Below are 23,767 nucleotides of genomic sequence, written 5' to 3'. Positions count from 1 at the left end.
CATAAGAACCTATTTTATGAATCAACAAATTAATTTTCCTAAGTTTTTCATGATACGAAGTCATGCAATCTTAACGATGGTTTTCTTTTTTGGCGGGTTACTCTTAACGAGCATATACGCACAAGAAATAAAAGTATCGGGTACCGTAACTTCAGCTGCGGACAACATGCCATTACCTGGTGTTTCGGTCATCGATGCAAAAAATCCTACAAGAGGGGTACAAGCAGATTTTGACGGAAATTTTACAATTACTCTAGACGACAGTAATACCAGTTTGCGCTTTAGCTATATTGGTTTTAAGTCTGTTGTTGTTCCAGTTAACAATCAGGGTACTATTAATGTATCTCTAGAAGAAGATGTTGCAAATCTAGAAGAAGTAGTTGTGGTTGGGTATGGTACTCAAAAGAAAGCTACTGTTACCGGTGCGGTAACAGCAGTTCAAGGGCCAGTTCTTGAAAGCTCCCCTGCTATTAGCGTCTCTAACTCCCTTGCTGGTAGATTACCAGGTGTAGTTATCATCCAAACAAGTGGTGAACCCGGTAATGACCAATCTACTATTAGCATTCGTGGTACCAACACATTAGGCAACAATCAACCATTGATTGTTATTGATGGTATTCCAGATAGAGATGGAGGTATTGGCCGTATTAATTCAAATGATATCGCTAATATTTCAGTTTTAAAAGATGCTTCTGCTGCTATTTATGGTGCTAGAGCAGCAAACGGTGCTATTATTGTCACAACAAAAACCGGAAACGTCGGTAAAATGGAAGTGAAATATAATGCTGATTTTGGTCTTACTAGACCAACAAGAGTTCCTGAAATGGCGAGTGCTGTGGAGTATCAGACTATCATGAACGAGTTAGCCATTTATAACAGTAATATTCCTGCAGGTCAATGGGGTGCAGCAAATAGCGCATTTCAAAATACTGGCAGTTATACTATTCCTGGAAGTAGCCCGGCAGAAACTGTAAACGCAGCTTTTAGTCCTGAAACAATAAATAACCATAGAACCAATGCTGATCCATGGTTATACCCAGATACAGATTGGTTCGGTGCTACGTTTCAAGATTGGGCAGAACAACAACGGCATAATCTTTCTGTAAGTGGCGGAAGTGAAGACCTCAAATACTATGCATCACTAGGGTATTCAGATCAGGGTGCTATTTACAAAAATTCAGCCAACCGCTACCAACAATATAATTTTAGAATCAATACCGATGCCAAAGTCAATGACTACATTTCTACCAAATTAGGTATGGCGTATAGAAAGGAATATAGAACCTTCCCAACAGAAAGTGCTGGCGCCATTTTCAGGATGTTGATGAGAGGTAGACCAAATGAGCCTGCAGTTTGGCCAAATGGATTACCAGGACCAGATATTGAAAATGGACAACAGCCTGTAGTTATTACTACTAATGAAACTGGTTATGATAAACAACCAACCGATTATTTGCAATTTACAGGTTCTGTAGATATTAAAAACCCATGGGTTGATGGCTTAACCTTAACCTTGCTGGCTGGTGTTGATCAAAGCCAACAGCGTAGAAAATTATGGCAAACACCTTGGACACTTTATTCATTGGATCGTGCCAATTATATCGCAACCGGAAATCCAGTTTTAAGTGGCGCAATTCGATCTAACTTTACTGACCCAAGGTTAACGCAATCATCGTTAAACGTTTTAAATACCAACCTAACTGGTTTACTAAATTACGATAAAACAATAGGTGATGATCACACAATTAATTTACTAGCTGGTGTAACCCGCGAAAATTTTCAAGGCGAGTTTTTATCGGCCTTTAGAAGAAATTACTTATCAGCTGCTGTTGATCAAATAGGCGTAGGTGGTGAAGATGGACAGGTTACTGATGGTTTTGGGTATAATAGGACTCGCTTAGGGTACTATGGCCGTGCCCAATACAACTTTAAAGAAAAATATTTAGCCGAATTCATATGGAGGTATGATGGTTCTTATATTTTCCCAGGTGATGATCGTTTTGGATTTTTCCCAGGATTCTTGGTTGGGTGGAATATCAACAAAGAAGATTGGTTCAATGTTGAATCTATCGATTACCTTAAACTACGTGCCTCATACGGTCAAATGGGTAATGATCAGGTCTTCTTTCAAAATGAATTACAAGAATATGCTTATTTATCTATTTATGATTTTGGCAGTTATCCCATTGACGGTAACGTACAAACTACCCTTACGGAGCCATTATTGGCAAACCCAAGTTTTACATGGGAGCGGGCAAACAACCTCAATGTAGGTCTTGACGGTATTACCCTCAATGGAAAATTGAGCTTTACTTTGGAGTACTTCTTGAACAGACGAGATCAAATTTTGATTCAAAAAACAGGTTCCACACCAGGTTCTTCAGGTATTTCAGATTTATTACCCCCTGTTAATGCCGGTAAAGTAGATAACGAAGGGTTTGAATTTGCCTTAAATTATTATGGTGGTGATGCGGATAGCTTTAAATGGGATGTTGGTGTAAATGGTGGTTATGCCCAGAACAGTGTAGTCTTTTTAGATGAAATTCCTGGCGCACCAGATTATCAATTGCAAGAAGGCAAACCTATTGGTTCTTACTTAGTGTATGAATCTGATGGAGTTTTTATCGATGAGGCGGCCATTTCAAGTAATACATTAGATTACAGTGCTGTTAAACCACAATTAGAACCAGGAGACATGAAATTTAAAGACATTAATGGTGATGGCGCCATTAATGATTTGGACCAAGTTCGATTGGATAATAGTATTGTACCAAACTTTAACTTTGGCGCAACCTTTAACGCCTCTTATAAGAATTTTGATTTATCGGTTCTTTTACAAGGTGCTACAGGCGCAAAACTACCGATCCTGACTGAATCAGGCGATATAGGTAATTACCTTAAATATAGCTTTGATAATAGATGGAGTCCAGATAACCCAAGTAGTGTACACCCAAGATTAGCAAGTAGGGGCGATACCTATTATAGTGGTGGTTCTTACGGCAACAACACTTATAATTTATATAGCAAGGATTATATTAGACTTAAAAACGTTCAAATAGCATATAATTTCCCAAAAGGAATGATTGACCAATTTGGATTATCTGCATTTAGGGTTTACATGAGTGGTCTCAATTTGGCGACTTGGGCAGCACAAGACATTTATGATCCTGAATCAACGAGTAATAGTGGGCAGTTTTATCCACAGCAGACCATTATTAACACAGGTTTTAGTTTAACATTTTAAAAAAAAAATCATGAAAAAAAGAAAATTAGTACTCTTAGGCCTATTAACGGTAGCCTTAATACCCATATCGTGTAATGAAGACTTTTTAGAGACACAACCTTTAGATTCTATATCAGCAGATGCCACATGGGCAGATGGTGCATTGTCACAAGCATTTGTATTTAATGTGTATTCATCCCTTGGCTATGGAGGGTTTGAAGAAGAAGGATTGGCATCTCTAACCGATGAAGCAATGTTTACACACTCTGGGCGAGGTATCAATGTAATTACCGAAGGATCACTTTCCCCATCAGGGACGGGTAACGTAAATATTATACCTCAATGGAATGAATTGTATTTGGCAGTTCGTAAGGCAAATATTGCCATACAAGAATTACCAAACGCTACGTTCGATGATCAAAGCCTAAAAGATCGCTTACTAGGTGAAGCACATTTTTTAAGAGCCTATTATTATCATCAATTAATGCGTTACTATGGAGGCGCACCATTAATTGACAGGCCATATGGTTTGGACGAAGACTATTCAGCAGCAAGAGGTACATTTGCCGAAAATGTCGATTTCATCGTTGCTGATTTAGATCAAGCAATTTCTTTATTAGATGGAAAGGATATTACCGCTGGTAGAGCATCTAAGTTAAGTGCCATGGGTCTTAAATCAAGAGTATTGATTTATGCGGCAAGCGACTTACGTGATGGCCCAACAGCTAGTGCCAAATCATCTGTTTTAGGAAGTTATTCTAACCTTGATTTAGTAGCGTATACATCTGGCGACAGAGCTGCACGTTGGAATACAGCTAAAGCAGCAGCTAAAGCTGTTTTAGATGAAACAACGGGTTATAAATTGGATTTAAGTGCACCCGCAACTGCCGAAGAAGCTATACAAACTTATGTTTCGATTGCTATGGGCGGAGGAAGCGCAATAGGTGATCCGGCAGCAAGAGCAGAGTTACTGTTTGAACGTACACATACACCGTTATTTACCGTGGAAAGTAATTGGCCTTTAGGTGGTATTCACCAAGGTATAAACAACGGCCCTAACGGTTATCATAACTGGGCAGGTAATACTCCTATTCAGCAATTGGTCGATGATTATCAAATGATGGATGGTTCTGAATTTGACTGGAGCAATCCTGAGCATGCTGCAGCACCTTATGAAAACAGAGACCCTAGGCTTTCGGCTACAATACTTTATGACGGTTCTGGATGGAAACCAAGACCATCAGATGTTGCTGCAATCGACCCTTATGATGAGATTCAAACCGGTACGTACGCCGATGGTTCTGGTGGAATAATAAATGGTGTCGATATGCGTGACTCTCCTATTGAAAACTGGAACGGAAGTAGAACAGGCTATTATGTTCGAAAATTTATTGATGCTGATCCGGCTGTGGTAGACAACCAATCTAGTGCACAAGTAGTTCCTTGGCCATTTATCAGATATACTGAAATAGTTCTTAATTATGTTGAAGCTTCTATAGCTACTGGAGATGAAGGTGAAGCTAGAAATTGGCTGAATAAACTTCGTTTTAGAGCAGGCATGCCCGCAATTACCTCATCTGGTGCAGACTTATTAGAAGCCTATATAAACGAAAGAAGAATTGAATTGGCATATGAAGAACATAGATATCATGACGCAAGAAGATGGATGATAGCTGATCAAACATTAGGTCGTGGCATTAAAGTGATGAAAGTTACTGCAACGCTAAAAGCTGGCGCTACACCAAGAACTCCTTATCAACATGACCCAACAGTATATGATTACACCTATACCGTTGTAGATAATAATGATAACGAGACAAGAACTTGGGATGACAAAATGTACTTCATGCCAATAAGCAGAGATGAAATTAACCGAAATGAATTATTAGTTCAGAATCCTGGTTATTAAATAAATTATTTGTTGAGTTAATTTTAAATTGAGTTAATGAAAAAATCTATCCCTTATTGGGATAGATTTTTTACTTTTAAGCAAATGGCGAAAAATCTAGTTTCCTTACTTTTTATTTTATTTCTACTGCTTCAAAGTTGTACAAATAATACAAAAAAAAACGAAATGACTTCTAAGCTAAAAATTGAAAAAAAAGCATCGCTTTTTACTCTTTTAGCTGAAGGAGAAACAAATATTTCTTTTCAAAATACTTTAAAAGAAGGGTTAAATGCCAATGTATTGGTATATGAATACCTTTACAATGGAGGCGGTGTAGCTTCAGGTGATTTTAATAATGATGGTCTACAAGATTTATATTTTTCTTCGAATATGGGGGAGAATAAATTCTATTTAAATGAAGGTGACTTAAAGTTTAAAGATGTAACTAAAACATCGAAAGTTGATGGTAGACCTGGCCCATGGAAAACTGGTATTACCTCTGCCGATGTAAATGGGGACGGAAAGTTAGATTTATATTTATGCTATTCTGGAGCTCTCCCTGATGTTAAAAGAAAAAATCAACTTTTTATTAATCAAGGAAACGACGTCAACAATATTCCCATTTTTAAAGAACAAGCTGAAGAATATGGGTTAGCGAGTGCAGCTTATAGCAATCAAGGTTATTTCTTTGATTATGATAAAGATGGGGACTTAGATATGCTTTTATTAAACCATAATCCTAAATCATTACCAGTTCTAAACGAAGTAAGCACAAAAGAATTTTTAAAAAAAGATAATCCATTACAAGGTACACGTCTATTTGAGCAAATAGAGAATAAATTTTATGATGTTACAGAAAAATCCGGCGTTAGCGGTTCTGCTTTAACGTATGGTCTAGGTATCGCCATTAGTGACATAAATAATGATGGTTGGCAAGATTTCTATATTTCGAACGATTATACTGTTCCTGATTATTTATACATAAATAATAAAAATGGAACTTTTACAGACCTATTAGGTTCACAAATTGGGCATACGAGTCATTTCTCAATGGGTAACAATGTTGCCGATATAAATAATGATGGCTGGCAAGATATCTTTACTTTAGATATGCTTCCTAAAAATAATAAACGTCAAAAATTATTACTGTCGCCTGACAACTATGAGAAATTCGATTTAAATATTAGAAGTGGATTTCATCATCAGTATATGCGGAACATGCTACAATTAAATAATGGTGACAACACTTTCAGCGAAATAGGCCAGCTTTCTGGCATTTCTAATACAGATTGGAGTTGGGCTCCACTATTTGCAGATTTTGATAACGATGGTTTAAAAGACTTATTTATCACCAATGGATATTACCGGGATTACACCAATCTAGACTTCATTAATTACATGGAAGATTTTGTGCAATCTAAAGGAAGGTTACAACGACAAGATGTTTTAGAACTTATTAAAAAAATGCCTGCCTCAGACTTAACAAATTTCTATTACACCAATACCGATGGCATCAATTTCACAGACAACACTAAATATGCTGGAATAGACCAACCAGCAAATAGTAATGGTGCTATTTACACCGATTTAGATAATGATGGCGACTTAGACTTAGTGGTCAACAATATTAACAAACCAGCTTTTATTTATCGAAATGATAGTTCTAAAAAGAACGATACCTTTTTAAATATTGAACTTAAAGGAGAAAACAAAAACACTAATGGTATTGGAACAAAAATTAGTGTATTCTCGGACGAACACATACAGGTTTTAGAGCAGATGCCAACTAAAGGGTATTTGTCTACCGTATCTCCCATATTACATTTTGGTTTTGGTGAGAATGCTAAAATTGATTCATTGATAGTAGAATGGAATTCAGGTAAAAAAGAAACATTAAAAGACATTTCCGCAAACAAATTATTGGTTCTGGAAGAAAGTAATGCTACGCTATTAAAATCAAAAGTGGTCAACCCTGACCAACTATTTGCCAAAACAGAATCTCTAATTAATTATAAACATAAATCATCTACCATTAATGATTTTAAAAGGCAATCGCTTTTATTAAAACAACTATCACATGATGGTCCAGCAATGGAAAAGGCAGACCTAAACAAAGATGGTCTTGAAGACATTATAATTGCTGGTGGTGTAGGGCAAGCGACAAGCTTGTTTTTCCAAACAAAATCTAAGAAATTCATTCCAAAGGATATTCCCGATTTTGAATTGGACAAGAATAGTTTTGACGCTGATATTGCCATATTAGATGCAAATTCAGATGGCAATTTAGATATCTATATTGCCAGTGGGGGTTATCATGATTTCTCTCAAAATGACACCAAACTTCAAGACAGACTTTATATCGGCAATGGAAAAGGCGATTTTATCAAAACTGAATCGGCTTTACCGATTATGAACGTAAGCACAGGTACGGTTTCAGTATCAGACATCAATAACGATTCATTCATCGATATTTTTGTAGGCGGCTATGTTGTTCCGGGTAGATATCCAGAAATATCAAGAAGCTTTATTTTAATTAATGATGGCAAAGGGAACTATGCAGATAAAACAAAAGAAATTCAACCAGCTCTAGAAAATCCTGGTATCATTACAGACGCCTCATGGGCAGACATGGATGGTGACAAAATAGAGGACCTTGTCGTATTAGGAGAGTGGGCACCCATATCCATATATCTAAACAAGAATGGAAAATTATTGAACGAAACCAATAGATTTTACGAAGAACCATTATCTGGATTATGGACTAGGCTAAAACTTACGGATTTAAATAAAGATGGAAAACCAGATATAATTGCTGGAAATATCGGCACTAATACCCAATTTAAATTAAGCGCTGAGACCCCTGCAGAAATATACTATTCAGATTTCGATAATAATGGCTCTATAGACCCCATATTAAATTTTTATATTGACGGTAAAAGTTATCCGTATGTAACAAGAGATGAGCTTTTAGGCCAGTTATCAAGTTTACGACAGCGCTTTACAAGTTATGAGAAATATTCAGATGCGGGAATGTCAGACTTCTTTAATGAAGTCGAATTACAAAATACCAAAAAATTATCAAGCACACATCAAGAGACTACTGTTTTATTAAGTACCGTTACAGAAAAGTATAAAATGGCAACATTACCAGTGCAAGCTCAATTTTCACCAATTTCAGAAATATTAACAATAGACCTTAATAAAGATGGTAATATTGATATTTTATTTTTAGGTAACAATGACTATTATAAATTAAGGATAGGAAAATTTGACGCTAACTACGGTACTGTTCTTTTGGGTGATGGTAAAGGGAATTTTAATTATGTTACTCAAACCAATTCAGGTCTCTCTATAAAAGGAAGTAACACCCATGCGTTATTTATAAATGATGATTTGATACTTACCAGTTATGGGTTAGCTACCGAAACTTATAAACTCTTAAAATAACTTTTATTGCTACAATGATTATTTCAAAAATAAATATCATAAACAGGTTACCCCTATTTCTTCTGCTCATATTTTCAATAGCATGTTCTACTACAGAACAAGCTAAAATGGACGATAAAGATGTAGCTTTAGAATGGGCAAATATGACTTTGTATATTACCCGATACACACCTTCTAACTCCCCTACTTTTGCCTCAAGAGCATTTGGTTATATAGGACTAACAATGTATGAATCCATTGTTCCGGGTTTTATAGAATATAACTCTATGAATGGGCAACTAAATGGTCTTGAATTACTTCCTAAAATTGACCCTACAAAAGAATATAATTGGGCACTTTCCCTAAATGCAGGGCAATCAGAAATCTTAAAAAAAATATACGTTCAAACCTCCGGCGAAAATATTCAAAAAATTGATTCGCTTGAACAACTTGTTTTTAATCAAGTACAACACGATATTGATAATGAAACGGTTTTGCGTTCTGTCTCCTATGGAAAATCAGTAGCCCATGCAATCTTTGAGTGGTCAAAAACCGATGGTGGACATAGAGGGTATCTTCATAATTTTGACAAAACTATGGTACATCCAGATAGACCTGGATCTTGGAAACCACCATTATTCGCACAATCTTTTAGCCATCACCCATTGCATCCACATTGGGGAGAAAATAGGACTTTCGCCGCAATGAATGAGACAATATCTGACCCACAAATAATTCCTTACGATACCACTCCGGGTTCACCTTACTATCAACAATTTGAAAATGTATACTTAAAAGATTTAGAATTGACCCAGCTAGAAAAAGAAGCTGCCATTTGGTGGGGCGACGACCCAGATGTGAGTTTTACTCCACCTGGGCATTCCTATTACTTTGCAACTTTAGCGCTAGAAGGTCATGACTCAACTTTGATAGAATGTGCACAGGTGTATGCTCAAGTAGGCATGGCCGTAGCAGATGCCTTTATCAATTGTTGGAAATGGAAATATCAGTTTTTTACGGAACGACCAAATACCTTTATACCAAAATATATTGATGAAGAATGGGAATCATTTTGGCCAGACCCACCTTTTCCGTCTTTTCCTTCAGGGCACGCAATTCAAGCTGCGACTGCGGCCACTGTTTTAGAACATAATTTCGGAAAAAAATTCACATTTACCGACAGGGCTCATGAAGGTAGAGAGCGAGACGAACTTAAAGAAACAGATTTTGTTATTAGATCATTTGATTCTTTCTGGGAAGCTGCCCAAGAAACTGCAGATTCTAGATTTTATGGTGGTATTCACACAAAGTTAGATAATGAAGTAGGCTTGGAGAAAGGTATTGAGATAGCAAAGAATATAAATGCCTTAGAATGGAAAAAAACAAATGAAAAATAACTTAACCCTACAAACGATACACGTTATTATTTTCTTTCTTTCTTTAGGAATGACAAGTGTAGCGCAACAAACATTTACCGACATTACAAAATCTTCTGGTATTGATCATGAATACCAAGTTTATGAAGGAACATTCGGTGGTGGCGTAACCGTATTTGATGTAAATAATGATGGTTTTGAAGACCTTTATATTACAGGCGGAATAAAATCGGATAGGCTATATCTAAATAATGGGAATGGAACTTTTAAAGATATATTTGAAGGATCTGGATTAGAGTTAACAAATGAATATGTAACACAAGGTGTGGTTAGTGCCGACGTGAATAAAGATGGCTTCAGAGATCTATTTATTACTACGATTACTACTACAGATGGAAAGAATATCATCCCTAGAGCGAAAAATTTATTATTCTTAAATCTAGGTAACTCTACTTTTAAAGATGTTACCGATGCATATGGCTTAGAAGATTTAAACTCCTTTAGCACTGGACCTAGTTTTGGAGATTTTAATGCAGATGGTTATCCAGACCTATTCGTTGGTAATTATTTTCAAGAATTTACCGGAAAGCTCGGAATAATTAAGGACGCAACTATAGTTAGCGCCAACCAAACAGCTAAAAGCTATTTATTACAAAATAACCATGGCGAAAAATTTGAAAACATCTATGAAGATTATAGCTTAGGCCATAAGGGTTTTGGTTTCGGTGGCGTATTTACAGATTTTGATAATGATCAAGACCAAGATTTATTGGTGAATCAAGATTTTGGATATAAAGCAGTGCCAAATTTTCTTTACAGAAATGAATATCCTAACGAACATTTCGAAGATGTTAGTAAAGAAACAGGTATGGACCTTAAGATTAATGCCATGGGCGCAGCTGTTGGTGATTATAATAATGATGGATGGATGGATTATTATATTACCAACATAAAGTTCAATATGCTAATGGAGAACCAGGGTAAAGGTTTGCCCTTTATTGACAAAGCAAAAGAACTGGGCACTTATAATTTAGCTATAAGTTGGGGTGCAAATTTTGCTGATTTCGACCATGATGAAGACTTAGACCTTTTTGTCTCTAATGGAGATTTAAATCCGAATTGTACACCCATGGGTAACTTCTATTTCGAGAACAACAAAAATACCTTTACTGAAAAAGGAAGAGAATTAGCCATCAATGACTATGGTATCGGTAGAGGTTCTGTGATTTTTGATATGGATAATGATGGGGATATGGATTTGTTGGTAGTAAATCAAAAACCTATATTAAATTATCCTATTCCGTCTACAACGAAGCTCTTTCGAAATGACATAGCCAAAGGCAATTGGCTGAAAGTGGCACTTAAAGGTATAGATGCAGAAGCTAATGGTATTGGTTCTAGAGTAAGTATTATTGCGAATGGAAAAAAAATAATTCGTGAAATTGATGGTGGCGGATCAAGCCATCTTTCGCAAAATTCAGTGATAGCCCATTTCGGCTTAGGTGTAAATAAAGTGGTTGATTCTGTAATTGTAGATTGGACAGGTGGTAAGCAACAAATTTTAACCCAAGTAGATGCTAACCAACTAATAGACATAGTAGAAATGAATACGCCAGCAAAAGACCAATCTTATTTTTGGTACTTTTTAAGCACTATTTTAATGCTTATAATAGCTTTTATTCTGTATCGCAAAAGAATGCTAGCAAAAAAATAAAGTGTTTTATTTCAAAAAAAGCAAAAATTTTCCCCAAAAATGCAATAGCCTTCAAAATTTGCGTCTTTATAATTGAAGACCAATTGAAAAACCCTTGGATGGCATTTAATCAAAAATATAATACTAACCTAAACAGTTTTTGAAGAAGAATATAACTCGCTTAGTCGCTATATTCTATCTAAAATCATATTTGGATTTGGTGGGGAAAATAGCCACAATAAACATAAAAAACCTAAAGAGCGATTCAATGTCATCCCATGTAGCTCAATGAGAAAAAATTATTCACAATGGAAGTATTACGATGAATATTGGGAAAAGAAAGGCAATCTAGCGTACAAGAATTATGTAAACCAAAATCATTCTTTCGACAATTTGTGATAATTATGGGCGAATATTAAACAATTGTAAACTTTGGAAACTTTTTTAGTTTTTAAAGTTTCTCGCCATATATTTGCACCCATTATGAAAGAAAAAATTAGAGACACTGCTACCCAACTTTTTTTGGAACGCGGTTTCAAAAGTATTACAATGGATGACATCGCCAATGAAATTGGCATGTCGAAAAAAACTATATATAACGAGTATAGCAATAAAACGGAGTTAGTTGAAGATTGTGTAATGAACAAATATTGCGCTCTAAGCGAGGGTATAGATTTAATAGTAGCCTTACAGAAAAACCCGATTGTAGAGCTCTATGAAATTAAAAGATACGTGATGTCTCATCTTAATGATGAAAAAACCTCACCACAATTTCAGCTAATGAAATACTATCCTAAGATTCATAAGAATATGAAAGCAATGCATTTTAGTAAAATGCAAAAATGTGTTTTACTAAATGTGGAACGCGGCAAACAACAAGAAATCTATAGGGATAATTTGGACTCAGAATTTGTTGCCAGAATTTATTATACCGGCATGAACAGCATCAAAGATCAAAACTTATTTCCATTACCATTATTTCCGGTATCAAAATTAATGGACTCATTCTTAGAATATCATTTACGGGGAATTGTTACTCCAAAAGGAAGAAAAATATTAAATACAATCATCAATTCAAATCAAGAATAAATGCGAAATCAACTAGTACTACTATTAACTCTACTTAGCTTTAGCCTTAGTTACTCACAAGAACAAACCTATAGTTTCACATTAGAAGAAGCTATACAGTTTGCGCTAGAAAACAATTATGCAGCTATTAATGCGGATAGGGACATTATTGATGCCCAAAAACAAAAATGGGAAACTATTGCCGATGGTCTACCACAAATAAGCGGTGCATTAAGTTATCAAAATCAATTAAAGCAACCGGTAAGTGTTATACCAGCAGAAATATTTGGTGGGGAACCTGGTACATTCGCAGAAGTTGTCTTTGGACAACCACAAACAGCAACAGCAACAGCTACCTTAAAACAACAAATTTTCGATGGCTCATACATTGTTGGTGTTCAAGCTACAAAAGCGTTTCTAAGCTATAGTAATAACAACAAAGAGAAAACAACATTAGAAATTAGAAAACAAGTTGTTGAAGCCTACGGAAATGTGCTCTTGGCAGAAGAAAGTGTTGAAATTCTAGAAAAAAATAAAAGTACCCTTGAGAAAAATGTATTTGAAACTTCAAAACTTTACGAAAACGGACTTGGGGATCAAGAAAGTGTAGATCAACTACAAATTACACTTTCATCTATCGAAAACCAATTACAAAATGCCTTAAGATTAAAAGAAATTACTTTACAAATGTTGAACATAAGCATGGGCTTAGACTTGAGCGCACCAACTCAACTCAAAGAAAATCTTGAAGATTTAACGGTATCGAAAATTGATCTAGGGCTACTTAATTATGACCTTAATATTAATGATAATGTCGACTTTAAAATAGCTGAAAATTTAAACCAACAACGCTACTACGAATGGAAACTAGCCAAAAGCAGAGCCCTACCGACATTGAACGCATTTGTTAATTATGGAAGTTCCTCCTTTTCAGATTCTTTTGATTTTTTTAGTGGCGACCAACAATGGTTCGATTCATCTATAATGGGTTTCGACCTAAACATTCCAATTTTTAGTTCCTTAAGAAGAAATGCAAGTACACAACGGGCAAAAATTGCTTTAGAAAAAGCAAAGACTCAATTAACAGAGGCAGAACAGCAAATAAGATTACAGTTAGAGAATGCAAAAAATAATTACACCCTTGCTATAGCCAATTACGAAACTGCAAAACAAAATCTTACCCTTTCTGAACGTATTGAAAATAAAAATCAGATAAAATATAAAGAAGGATTTGCAACAAGTTTTGAACTGAGACAGGCACAAATACAACTATATACAACTCAACAAGAATTCCTACAATCCATGGTAGAAGTGATTAATAAAAAAACCGAATTGGAAATCATATTAAATACTAAAGCCTAAATAATCAATCATTAAAAATATAATCATGAAAAAAGTAATAGTTTTATTAATAGTAACCATCAGCCTATTTTCTTGTGGTGGTGGAGACCAGTCGGTAAGTGGAATTATTGAAAGGCGTAACCTAGAAGAAATAAGAGCTAAGAAGACCGAAATCACTCTTCAACAAAATCAAATTGAAGCACAGCTTAAATCATTAGATTCGGCCATTGCAATTTTAGGAAGTGAAGAAAAATTTCCACTTGTTAATACAATGACTGCTAAGAAAGAAGTCTTTAACCATTATCTAGAATTACAAGGTGATGTCAGTACAAAACAAAATGTATTGATCTACCCAGAAATGGCAGGTACGCTACAAAAAGTATATGTAAAAGAAGGTGATCAAGTAACTAAAGGACAATTATTGGCCACCATTGATGATGGTGGTATGTCTAGTCAACTTAGTCAATTAAAATCTCAAGCTATACTTGCGAAAACGACATTCGAACGCCAAGAACGATTATGGAAACAAAACATAGGTTCAGAAATTCAATATTTACAAGCTAAGACAAACTATGAGTCAGCCGAAAATATGGTTTCCCAAGCACAAAGTCAATTAGGAAAATCTAGTATAAGAGCTCCTTTTTCAGGTATTATAGATAATGTTATAAAAGATCAAGGTACTGTAGTAGCACCTGGTCAAGGTTCTGAAGTGTTTCGTCTAGTGAACCTATCTGATATGTTTATTGAAGTAGAGGTTCCAGAAACATATTTAGGTAGTGTTGTAAAAGGAAAAGAAGCTTTGGTATATTTTCCTGTTTTAGGTGACAGTATTATCACAAAGATTAGAGAAACAGGTAATTTCATAAATCCATCGAACAGATCGTTCGAAGTTGAAATTCCAGTTCCAAATAAAGAAGGTAAAATTAAACCTAACCTAACGGCAAAGGTTAATTTAAATGATTATACCAGTGAAAATGCCATTTTAATACCTACCAGTATTATATCTGAAAATGCCGAAGGAGAACAATATGTATACGTTGCAGAGGAACTAAACTCAGAGGATGAAGCAGTAGTAAAAAGAACCATCATTACCACAGGTAAAACACAAGGAGCTAAAATAGAGGTGCTTACTGGCCTAGTAGATGGAAATCTTATTATAAAAGAAGGTGCTCGAAGTGTAAAAGATGGTCAAAAAGTAAAAATTAAAAAATAGAAATCGATGAGCAAAGTACAAAAAAACGCTGATAAAGAATTCCGTTTATCTTCTTGGGCCATTGATAATCCGTCGGTTATTTATGTGATGATCGGCATATTTTTATGGTTAGGCTTCAATGCCTATATGGCCATGCCTAGAGAAGATTTTCCAGAAATTGTAGAGACTAAAATTTACATAAGCACCCCTTACCCTGGTAACACAGCTGAGGATATTGAAAAACTAATTACCGATCCATTAGAAGATAGATTAAAGAACATTAGTAATGTTGTCGAAGTCACCTCTACCTCACAAGAAGATTATGCCATTTTAACGGTAGAATTCGATGAGGAAATTACCGTAGAACAGGCTAAGCAAAAAGTAAAGGATGAAGTCGATAGTGAAAAGGCTAGTGAAGATTGGCCTACCTTTAATGGTGCCAAGGTTGAGCCGAATGTTTTTGACTTAAATTTTTCTGAAGAAGTTCCTATTATGAATATCAACTTTACTGGTGATTATCCCGTAGAAAAGTTGAAAGAATTTGCAGAATACTTACAAGACGAAATTGAAGATCTACCTGAAATCAAAAAAGCAGATATTCGTGGCGCTCAAGATAAAGAAGTAGAGGTTGCTGTTGATATTTATAAAATGATGGCTGCTAAAATCAGTTTTCAAGATGTTATTAGTGCTATTAGCAACGGTAACATGACCATGTCTGCGGGTAATCTTAAAACCGTTGGGCAAAGACGTACGATTCGCATTTTAGGGGAAATAGAAAATCCGAATGAACTTAAAAACTTTGTAGTTAAATCTGAAAATGGGGCGGTTTATTTAAAAGACATTGCAAGTATTAATTTTAAAGCAAAAGATAAAACTACGTATGCCCGCGAATTCGGTGACAATGTGGTTATGCTCGATGTTAAAAAAAGAGCAGGTAGAAACTCTATTTCTGCAGCAGATAAAATAAAAGAAATTGTTAAGAATGAGACGGCAAATTACTTTCCACCAGACCTTAATATTTCTATTGCAAATGATTCCTCTACCCGTACATTGAATCAAGTAGATGACTTGGTGAACAATATTATTTTTGGAATTATCCTTGTTGTTACGGTATTAATGTTCTTCTTAGGATTTAGAAATGCCCTTTTCGTTGGGTTTGCCATACCGATGTCAATGTTCATGTCATTTGTAATACTCTCATGGCTTGGATACACCCTAAACACCATGATTCTCTTTGGAATGATTATGGGTCTAGGTATGTTGGTGGACAATGGTATTGTGGTGGTTGAAAATGTATATCGTCTTATGGACGAGGGTATGTCTCGTATCGATGCCGCTAAAAAAGGTATTGGTGAAATTGCTTACCCAATTATTATTTCTACCGCCACTACAGTGGCAGCATTCGTTCCGTTAGGATTATGGCCTGGAATATTTGGCCAATTTATGATCTATTTCCCAATTACATTATCTGTTGTTTTAGGTTCATCGTTATTTGTAGCAATTTTCATGAACTCGATGCTTGTTTCTAAATTTATGAGCACCGATGAAAAAGAACTTACCCTAAAGCAGCTTATTAGAATGAGTGTGATTTTAGGTGTTTTAGGTACGTTAATATTAGTATTTGGTGGTGCAATGCGTGGTATAGGTTCTGTTTTAATATTAACAGGAATCATGTTCTGGGCCTATAAGTATGTCATTAAGGGCACTGCTATCAAATTCCAGAAAAAAACGATGTCACGTTTTGAAAATTGGTACGAACGTCGCTTAAAACATGCACTAAGTGGTCGTAATGTTTATTGGTATTTCAGTGTTACATTTTTATTGTTGATTGTTGTATTTAGACTATTTGGCTATTCTGTAGAAAATAAGCGGACCAAAATCGAATTTTTCCCAGATAATAAACCGAATGAAATATATGTGTATGTAGAGTATCCTGAAGGCACGTCGATTACGAAAACCAATGAGATTACCAAAGAGGTCGAAAATCAGGTATACGCCATAATGAACGACCCAAAATATCAAAAAGACGGTAAAAACTTTATGATGACTTCTGCTGTATCCGTAGTTGGAGAAGGTGCGGGCAACCCGCTTACCGACGGTGGCTCATCGGCAGAAATGCCCCATAAAGGTAAATTGACCATAAATTTTAGCGAATACAAATATAGAGACGGCTTAAATACCGAAGATATAAGGGCTAGAGTACAAACTGCCTTGCAAGGTATTTACCCAGGTGTTGCTATTTCAGTTGAGAAAGATGCCAATGGTCCGCCAGCTGGTTTTCCAATTAATATTGAGCTTGAAGGCAAAGATTACGATGAACTGATCAACACCGCTGAGGACATCAAAAATTTCATCAATACCAAAAACATTGCTGGTATTGAAGAATTGAAGATTGATGTAAACAAAGGCAAACCGGCAATGCAGGTAATTGTAGATCGTGAAAAAGCGGGTGAACTTGGTGTGGCAGTTGGCCAGGTCGGCAGTCAATTAAGACGTTCTATTTTCGGAGAAAAAGCAGGTGTTTATAAAGAAGATGGTGAAGATTACGATATAAATATCAGGTTCAATGAAGATTTAAGGTATAATAAAAGTGCCTTGTTCAATCAGAATATAATCTTTAGAGATCCAGCAAATGGTCAAATTAAAGAAATTCCGATTTCTGCAGTTGCCACCGAGAAAAACACATCTGGCTTTAGTGCAATTAAGCATAGAGATGGTGAAAGAGTAGTAACAGTTTACTCAGGCTTAAAACCAGGCTTTACAGATGCAGGTGCCATTGTTGCTGAGATTCAAAGAGAAATGCAAAGTTTTAACGGTACTCCGGCTACAGTCAAAATAGATTATACAGGTCAGTTAGAAGAACAGGCAAAACAACAAGCTTTTTTGGTGGGTGCCTTTTTCTCAGGACTAGGTTTAATTATGCTTATTTTAATTTTCCAATTTAGTGGCATTTCAAAACCATTGATTATTATGATTGCCATTTTCTTAAGCTTTATTGGCGTATTTGGCGGGTTAATGATAACAGGCTGGTCATTCGTTATCATGATGACCATGATGGGTATTATTTCATTAGCGGGTATTGTGGTAAATAACGGAGTAGTACTCCTGGATTACACCCAAATTTTGGTCGATCGTAAAAAGGTAAGGTTAGGAATGGAAGACAGTGATCTTTTAACCATTGAAGATGCGACCGATTCTATGATTGTTGGTGGTAAAGCTAGACTAAGACCGGTAATTTTGACAGCGATAACAACTGTTCTTGGGTTGATACCTTTAGCGATTGGACTTAACATTGATTTCTTTTCGCTCTTCTCAGAGTTCAACCCTAAGATTTATATTGGTGGCGATAACGTTGTTTTCTGGGGACCTTTAGCTTGGACGGTAATCTTCGGATTAATAGTAGCCACATTCCTTACCCTTATTATCGTACCGGTACTCTTTAACATTGTGTACCGTATAAAAATAAAATTGAGAGGTATGGGTAATCAAAATAACAATGAGAATAAAAAATTAGACAGCGCTGCATAATTAAAGGAATCTCAGAAACAAAAAAGCCCCGAATCAATTGATACGGGGCTTTTTATATAATTGCTAATTGTTATCTATTACTAGCAACAGGATCTTTTGCACTTGCTTTAGTAACACTAGCGATTCTGTTATTATCAAAATTAACTTCGCTTTTCACATCACCTTCCCAAAATAACCATTTCCCGGATTTAACACCGTTTTCATAGTTACCCATGGCGATTTTCTCTCCTTTTTCGTTGAACATTTTCCATTCCCCTTCTAATTTCTCATTTAAAAAATATCCTTCTTGAGATTTTTCTCCATTTGCATGGAAGTATGTCGCCTTTACCATATCACCTTCTTTCTCAAAGGTAGGTTCAACTTGAGCATAAGCTCCAAAAGACAATGCCATTACAGCAATTATTAGTATTTTTTTCATGGTATATATTTTTTTTAATTAATTTATCGCTTAACAGTAACGTTACAAATATACATTTATTTTCTAATTTATCAACATTTAGGTAACTTTTTGTTTACATTAACTTTACATTAAAGATTTAATTATCTATTTTTAAGCTATTTACGAAAATATCCAATGTTACTTTATCAATAGTACCTTGAGTATAAAACCTACATCATAAATAGATCGTTAATGAATTAGACTTCTTAAATTTGCCCTTTAATAAAGTAAGTACTATGTATAGAAGCCATTTCTGCGGGGAGTTAAGAGAATTACATATTGGCCAAACCGTTACCCTATCTGGTTGGGTAGCCAAGACTAGAGATAAAGGTTTCGTAGTTTGGGTAGATTTACGAGATCGCTATGGTATTACACAGCTTGTTTTAGATGAGGATCGAACTTCGAAAGAACTATTAGAGCAAGCAAGAAATTTGGGCCGTGAATTCGTAATTCAAATTAAAGGAGAGGTAATAGAAAGAGCTTCAAAAAACCCTAATATTTCTACAGGGAACATAGAAGTTTTGGTTTCTGAACTTACTATTCTGAATGAATCTAAAACTCCTCCTTTTACGATAGAAAATGAAACTGACGGTGGTGAAGACCTTCGTATGAAATATCGATATTTAGATATCCGTAGAAACCCTGTAAAAAACAATCTTATTTTTAGAAGTAAGGTTACAATGGAGGTTCGTAAGTTTTTATCTGGCGAAGGCTTTATAGAAGTGGAAACCCCGTACCTCATCAAATCTACACCAGAAGGTGCCCGAGATTTCGTTGTACCTAGCCGTATGAACGAAGGTCAATTTTATGCACTACCACAATCACCACAAACCTTCAAGCAATTATTGATGGTAGGTGGTATGGATAAATACTTTCAAATCGTAAAATGTTTTAGAGACGAAGATTTACGCGCCGATAGACAGCCAGAATTTACACAGATAGATTGTGAAATGGCTTTTGTCGAGCAAGAAGATATTCTTAACGTTTTCGAGAACTTAACAAAGTACCTTTTAAAAGAGGTGAATGGTGTTGAAATCGATTCTTTTCCACGTATGACCTACGATGATGCCATGACAAAATACGGGAACGATAAACCTGATATTCGTTTTGGAATGGAATTCGGAGAATTGAACACCATCGCACAACATAAAGAATTTTCAGTTTTCAATGATGCTGAATTAGTCGTTGGTATTGCGGTACCTAGTGTTGCTGAGTACACTAGAAAAGAATTGGATACATTGGTAGACTGGGTAAAACGTCCACAAGTTGGTGCCAAAGGCATGGTCTATGTTAAGTGCAATGCTGATGGAAGTTTTAAATCGACCGTGGACAAATTCTATGATCAAGAAGATTTAGCCAAATGGGCAGAAGCCACAGGTGCTCAACCTGGTGACCTTATTTGCGTGCTATCAGGTGATGCCAATAAAACTAGAACACAATTAAGCGCACTTAGAATGGAAATGGCAACTAGACTTGGACTAAGAAAACCAAATGAATTCGCTCCATTATGGGTAGTTGATTTCCCATTATTGGAACTTGACGAAGAAACAGGGCATTACCATGCTATGCACCACCCATTCACATCACCTAAACCTGGTCAGTTAGAATTGTTGGATACTGATCCGGGTGCAGTACGTGCCAATGCTTATGACCTTGTATTGAACGGTAATGAAATTGGTGGTGGTTCTATTCGTATCCACGATAGAGAAACACAAGCTACTATGTTTAAGCATTTAGGTTTTACCACTGAAGAAGCAAAAGCGCAATTCGGTTTTTTAATGGATGCTTTTCAATACGGTGCTCCACCACATGGCGGACTAGCTTTTGGTCTAGATAGGCTTGTTGCCATTTTAGGCGGTCAAGAAACCATTAGAGATTTCATCGCATTCCCTAAAAATAACAGTGGAAGAGACGTGATGATTGATGCACCTGCCCCTATAGATGCCGCACAATTGAAGGAACTAAATTTGAAGTTGGATTTGAAATAAAATACACCATCTAAAATAGTAGTTAAAAATCCTGCCTAGTGCAGGATTTTTAACTACTACAATTCGAGCAAAGCAATCACAACTATTTAAAATCCCTATAAATAAATCGAAATGCTTCTTTCTTTAATTATACTTTCGTAACCGAAAGCACTCATTTTTAGTTTTTTAGAAACACTCTTCTTCAATTCTTTAAGAATCTTAGCCAGTAATTAAATACCTTTGAACACCATTAATGATATGGTTACAAAATGCCGATTCAAAAAAACAAGATTTTAAGGCGTATATATAAGTGGCGGTATAAACATATCTCTCAAAAGACCTTTATCTATATCTTAAGTGTTGTGGTCGGTCTTTTGGCCGGTTTAGCGGCGGTAACGTTGAAAAACATTACTTATTTTATTGAGGCATCCCTAGAAAAAGGTATCATTTTTTCTAGTAATCAGCTATATTTTATTCTACCAATAGTCGGCCTTACCCTTGTATATCTTTATGTGAAATACATTCATAAAGAAAAATTGAAACATGCCGTTTCATCCATTCTATTTTCATTATCAAAAAACAAAGGGAATATTGACATAAAGCAAGTTTACACACAATTGATTATTGCGCCTTTAACGGTAGGTTTCGGTGGATCCGTAGGTTTATTGGGTCCGGCAGTAGCAACAGGCGCTGCTATTAGCTCAAACCTCGGTCGCTTATTTCATATTAATTCAAAAACCCGTTCCTTATTAATTGCATGTGCCTCTGCAGGTGCAATTTCGTCCATATTTCAATCACCAATTGCTGCCATAATTTTCGCTGTAGAGGTATTTAGTTTGGATCTCACCATGATATCAATGCTACCCCTATTACTGGCTTCTATCAGTGGTGTACTTACCTCCTACTTTTTTATGGGAAACGAGGTACTGTTCAATTTTAAAATAACCGAATCTTTTGAAGTAAAAGACACCTTGTTCTATGTTCTACTCGGCGTCGGTACCGCTGTTGCATCTATCTATTTCACCAAAATGTACTTTGGTATTATCAATCTCTTTAAACCATTGAAAAGTCCGAAATACAGGCTTTTAGTCGGCGGACTTGCTATTGGCATTATGTTATATATGATACCTCCATTATATGGTGAAGGATTTGTATTTATAAATAACCTACTAATTGGCGATCATATTCAGGCGTTGGGCAAAACCCCTTTTGATGCTTATAGAAGTAACATCTGGGTCATTATTGCTTTACTATTTGGCATAACCATTTTTAAAGCGGTAGCGATGACAACTACATTAGCGGCTGGTGGTGCTGGTGGTATTTTTATTCCAACCATGGTTATGGGCAGTGCTTTAGGTAATGTCGTTGCCAAACTCATCAATAATTCTGGCCTAGGATTCTCAGTATCTGAAAGTAATTTCACTTTAATAGGTATGGCAGGTCTAATTGCAGGGGTTCAGCATGCGCCACTTACAGCCATATTCCTTATCGCTGAAATAACAGGTGGTTATGCTCTTTTTGTACCCTTAATGATAACAGCATCTATCTCATATATCATCACAAAAAACACCATTGATTATACCATTTATACAAGAGAACTAGCAGAAAGTGGAAATCTGATAACACATAACAAAGACCACGCAGTGCTTACCCTTATGGAATTGGATACCGTTATAGAAACTAACTTTAAGACAGTGCACCCAGAAATGACATTAGGAGAAATGCTGCACGATTCGGTTGCAAAATCGACTCGAAATATATTCCCGGTTGTTGATACGTACCATAAATTTTTAGGTGTTATTCTATTAGATGATATTCGAGAGTTTATGTTCGATACTAAATTGTATGCGACAACAAAGGTTGAGACCTTTACCCATAAAGCACCAGACCTTATTTATTATGGAAAGGACAGCATGCAGACCGTAATGCAAAAATTTCAGGATAGTGGTGCATGGAATCTTCCGGTAGTTAAAGATGGGGAATATATGGGGTTTGTATCGAAATCTAAATTATTAACGGCATACAGAAGAGAACTAATAAAATTTACTAAGTAATGAAATATTTAATCACTGCAATTACTCTAATTTCTATTGGCTTAATCATATACGGATTGAATCTAGACGGCGAACAAGAAGCAATGGCAAACAAATTTATTGGCTCTGGCACATTAGGATTGTTTTTACTCGCTATGCCACTCTTTTTGATAAAAGCGAGCAAAGGCAAAAAGTTCAAGGATTATATGTTGACCGATGAAAACGTTCGAAAAATGCAAGGAAAAAAACCTAAAAAACACTGATAATCAAGATACTTCAACAAATTAATAATTCTATTCTCTTCCAATCAATCCTAAAATATTGTAAATTAGAGTGTTAATATTTAAATTTTAATACAATGATTGGCACCGTCAAATTTTACAATGAATCTAAAGGCTTTGGGTTTATTACAAACAAAGAAACTGGAAAAGATATTTTTGTTCATGCCACCGCTTTACATGGAACAGAAATTAGAGAAGGTGATAAAGTAAGTTATGAAGAAGAAGAAGGAAGAAAAGGTACTGTAGCCGGACAGATACAAGTACTATAAAAATATTCTTTCTTGTTTAAAATCAATTTAACCACGCAAATGC

14 protein-coding genes are annotated in these 23,767 nt (G+C 35.6%); 13 read left to right on the top strand and 1 reads right to left on the bottom strand.

The features are described 5' to 3' along the window. The first annotated feature begins 16 nt into the window (after nt 1–16). The 9 genes from AACZ49_RS07460 to AACZ49_RS07420 all read left to right on the top strand — a co-directional run bounded on the left by AACZ49_RS07460 (nt 17) and on the right by AACZ49_RS07420 (nt 18,735). Nucleotides 17–3,244 (top strand): TonB-dependent receptor, encoded by a 3,228-nt coding sequence (locus AACZ49_RS07460; RefSeq protein ID WP_339653066.1) that lies wholly within the window; start codon nt 17–19, stop codon nt 3,242–3,244. A gap of 10 nt (nt 3,245–3,254) precedes the next feature. Continuing rightward, complete coding sequence (locus tag AACZ49_RS07455) at nt 3,255–5,132, top strand: RagB/SusD family nutrient uptake outer membrane protein (RefSeq protein ID WP_339653064.1); 1,878 nt, start codon at nt 3,255–3,257, stop codon at nt 5,130–5,132. Nucleotides 5,133–5,297: 165 nt separating this feature from the next. Next, on the top strand, nt 5,298–8,558 hold the full coding sequence (locus AACZ49_RS07450) for a VCBS repeat-containing protein (protein ID WP_339653062.1): 3,261 nt from the start codon (nt 5,298–5,300) through the stop codon (nt 8,556–8,558). A gap of 107 nt (nt 8,559–8,665) precedes the next feature. Further along, on the top strand, nt 8,666–9,934 hold the full coding sequence (locus AACZ49_RS07445; protein ID WP_339653061.1) for a phosphatase PAP2 family protein: 1,269 nt from the start codon (nt 8,666–8,668) through the stop codon (nt 9,932–9,934). After that, on the top strand, nt 9,924–11,627 hold the full coding sequence (locus AACZ49_RS07440) for a CRTAC1 family protein (protein ID WP_339653059.1): 1,704 nt from the start codon (nt 9,924–9,926) through the stop codon (nt 11,625–11,627). Before AACZ49_RS07445 ends, AACZ49_RS07440 begins: the two co-directional genes overlap by 11 nt. Nucleotides 11,628–12,089: 462 nt before the next feature. Further along, the gene (locus AACZ49_RS07435; protein ID WP_339653057.1) at nt 12,090–12,695 is read left to right on the top strand and encodes a TetR/AcrR family transcriptional regulator; all 606 of its coding nucleotides are present in this window, start codon (nt 12,090–12,092) and stop codon (nt 12,693–12,695) included. Next, nucleotides 12,696–14,036 carry a TolC family protein gene (locus tag AACZ49_RS07430; protein ID WP_339653055.1) on the top strand — a complete coding sequence of 447 codons (1,341 nt, stop codon included), beginning with the start codon at nt 12,696–12,698 and terminating at the stop codon, nt 14,034–14,036. Between the two features lie 25 nt (nt 14,037–14,061). Continuing rightward, the gene (locus AACZ49_RS07425; protein WP_339653053.1) at nt 14,062–15,228 is read left to right on the top strand and encodes an efflux RND transporter periplasmic adaptor subunit; all 1,167 of its coding nucleotides are present in this window, start codon (nt 14,062–14,064) and stop codon (nt 15,226–15,228) included. 6 nt (nt 15,229–15,234) lie between these two features. Beyond that, entirely contained in the window at nt 15,235–18,735 is a 3,501-nt protein-coding gene (locus AACZ49_RS07420; RefSeq protein ID WP_339653051.1) for an efflux RND transporter permease subunit, read from the top strand. A 70-nt stretch (nt 18,736–18,805) separates the two neighbouring features. On the opposite strand, the gene AACZ49_RS07415 is transcribed toward AACZ49_RS07420, so the two are convergent. Beyond that, nucleotides 18,806–19,153: a nicotinic acid mononucleotide adenyltransferase gene (locus AACZ49_RS07415; protein ID WP_339653050.1), complete on the bottom strand. Its 348-nt coding sequence runs from the start codon at nt 19,151–19,153 to the stop codon at nt 18,806–18,808. A 257-nt stretch (nt 19,154–19,410) separates the two neighbouring features. On the opposite strand from AACZ49_RS07415, the gene aspS reads away from it, so the two are divergent. From aspS to AACZ49_RS07395, 4 genes are all read left to right on the top strand, one after another. Continuing rightward, on the top strand, nt 19,411–21,162 hold the full coding sequence (gene aspS / locus AACZ49_RS07410) for an aspartate--tRNA ligase (protein ID WP_339653049.1): 1,752 nt from the start codon (nt 19,411–19,413) through the stop codon (nt 21,160–21,162). A gap of 248 nt (nt 21,163–21,410) precedes the next feature. Continuing rightward, a complete protein-coding gene (locus AACZ49_RS07405) occupies nt 21,411–23,195 on the top strand; it encodes a chloride channel protein (protein WP_339653048.1) in 1,785 nt (594 codons plus the stop codon). Next, the gene (locus tag AACZ49_RS07400) at nt 23,195–23,437 is read left to right on the top strand and encodes a hypothetical protein (RefSeq protein WP_339653047.1); all 243 of its coding nucleotides are present in this window, start codon (nt 23,195–23,197) and stop codon (nt 23,435–23,437) included. Before AACZ49_RS07405 ends, AACZ49_RS07400 begins: the two co-directional genes overlap by 1 nt. A 95-nt stretch (nt 23,438–23,532) precedes the next feature. Next, complete coding sequence (locus tag AACZ49_RS07395) at nt 23,533–23,724, top strand: cold-shock protein (protein ID WP_339653046.1); 192 nt, start codon at nt 23,533–23,535, stop codon at nt 23,722–23,724. Nucleotides 23,725–23,767: the final 43 nt, after the last annotated feature.

This window comes from uncultured Maribacter sp., assembly GCF_963975365.1.
In the GTDB taxonomy this organism is placed as follows: domain Bacteria; phylum Bacteroidota; class Bacteroidia; order Flavobacteriales; family Flavobacteriaceae; genus Maribacter.
Note: the sequence above shows the minus strand (reverse complement) of the source record. Positions and strands in the feature narration are given on the sequence as shown.

Coding starts and splice junctions, on each gene's coding strand:
- AACZ49_RS07445 (WP_339653061.1), top strand. CDS start 8,666: ATGGACGATAAAGATGTAGCTTTAGAATGGGCAAATATGACTTTGTAT.
- AACZ49_RS07420 (WP_339653051.1), top strand. CDS start 15,235: ATGAGCAAAGTACAAAAAAACGCTGATAAAGAATTCCGTTTATCTTCT.
- AACZ49_RS07405 (WP_339653048.1), top strand. CDS start 21,411: ATGCCGATTCAAAAAAACAAGATTTTAAGGCGTATATATAAGTGGCGG.
- AACZ49_RS07400 (WP_339653047.1), top strand. CDS start 23,195: ATGAAATATTTAATCACTGCAATTACTCTAATTTCTATTGGCTTAATC.
- AACZ49_RS07425 (WP_339653053.1), top strand. CDS start 14,062: ATGAAAAAAGTAATAGTTTTATTAATAGTAACCATCAGCCTATTTTCT.
- AACZ49_RS07455 (WP_339653064.1), top strand. CDS start 3,255: ATGAAAAAAAGAAAATTAGTACTCTTAGGCCTATTAACGGTAGCCTTA.
- AACZ49_RS07415 (WP_339653050.1), bottom strand. CDS start 19,153: ATGAAAAAAATACTAATAATTGCTGTAATGGCATTGTCTTTTGGAGCT.
- AACZ49_RS07440 (WP_339653059.1), top strand. CDS start 9,924: ATGAAAAATAACTTAACCCTACAAACGATACACGTTATTATTTTCTTT.
- AACZ49_RS07450 (WP_339653062.1), top strand. CDS start 5,298: ATGACTTCTAAGCTAAAAATTGAAAAAAAAGCATCGCTTTTTACTCTT.
- AACZ49_RS07460 (WP_339653066.1), top strand. CDS start 17: ATGAATCAACAAATTAATTTTCCTAAGTTTTTCATGATACGAAGTCAT.
- AACZ49_RS07430 (WP_339653055.1), top strand. CDS start 12,696: ATGCGAAATCAACTAGTACTACTATTAACTCTACTTAGCTTTAGCCTT.
- AACZ49_RS07395 (WP_339653046.1), top strand. CDS start 23,533: ATGATTGGCACCGTCAAATTTTACAATGAATCTAAAGGCTTTGGGTTT.
- AACZ49_RS07435 (WP_339653057.1), top strand. CDS start 12,090: ATGAAAGAAAAAATTAGAGACACTGCTACCCAACTTTTTTTGGAACGC.
- aspS (WP_339653049.1), top strand. CDS start 19,411: ATGTATAGAAGCCATTTCTGCGGGGAGTTAAGAGAATTACATATTGGC.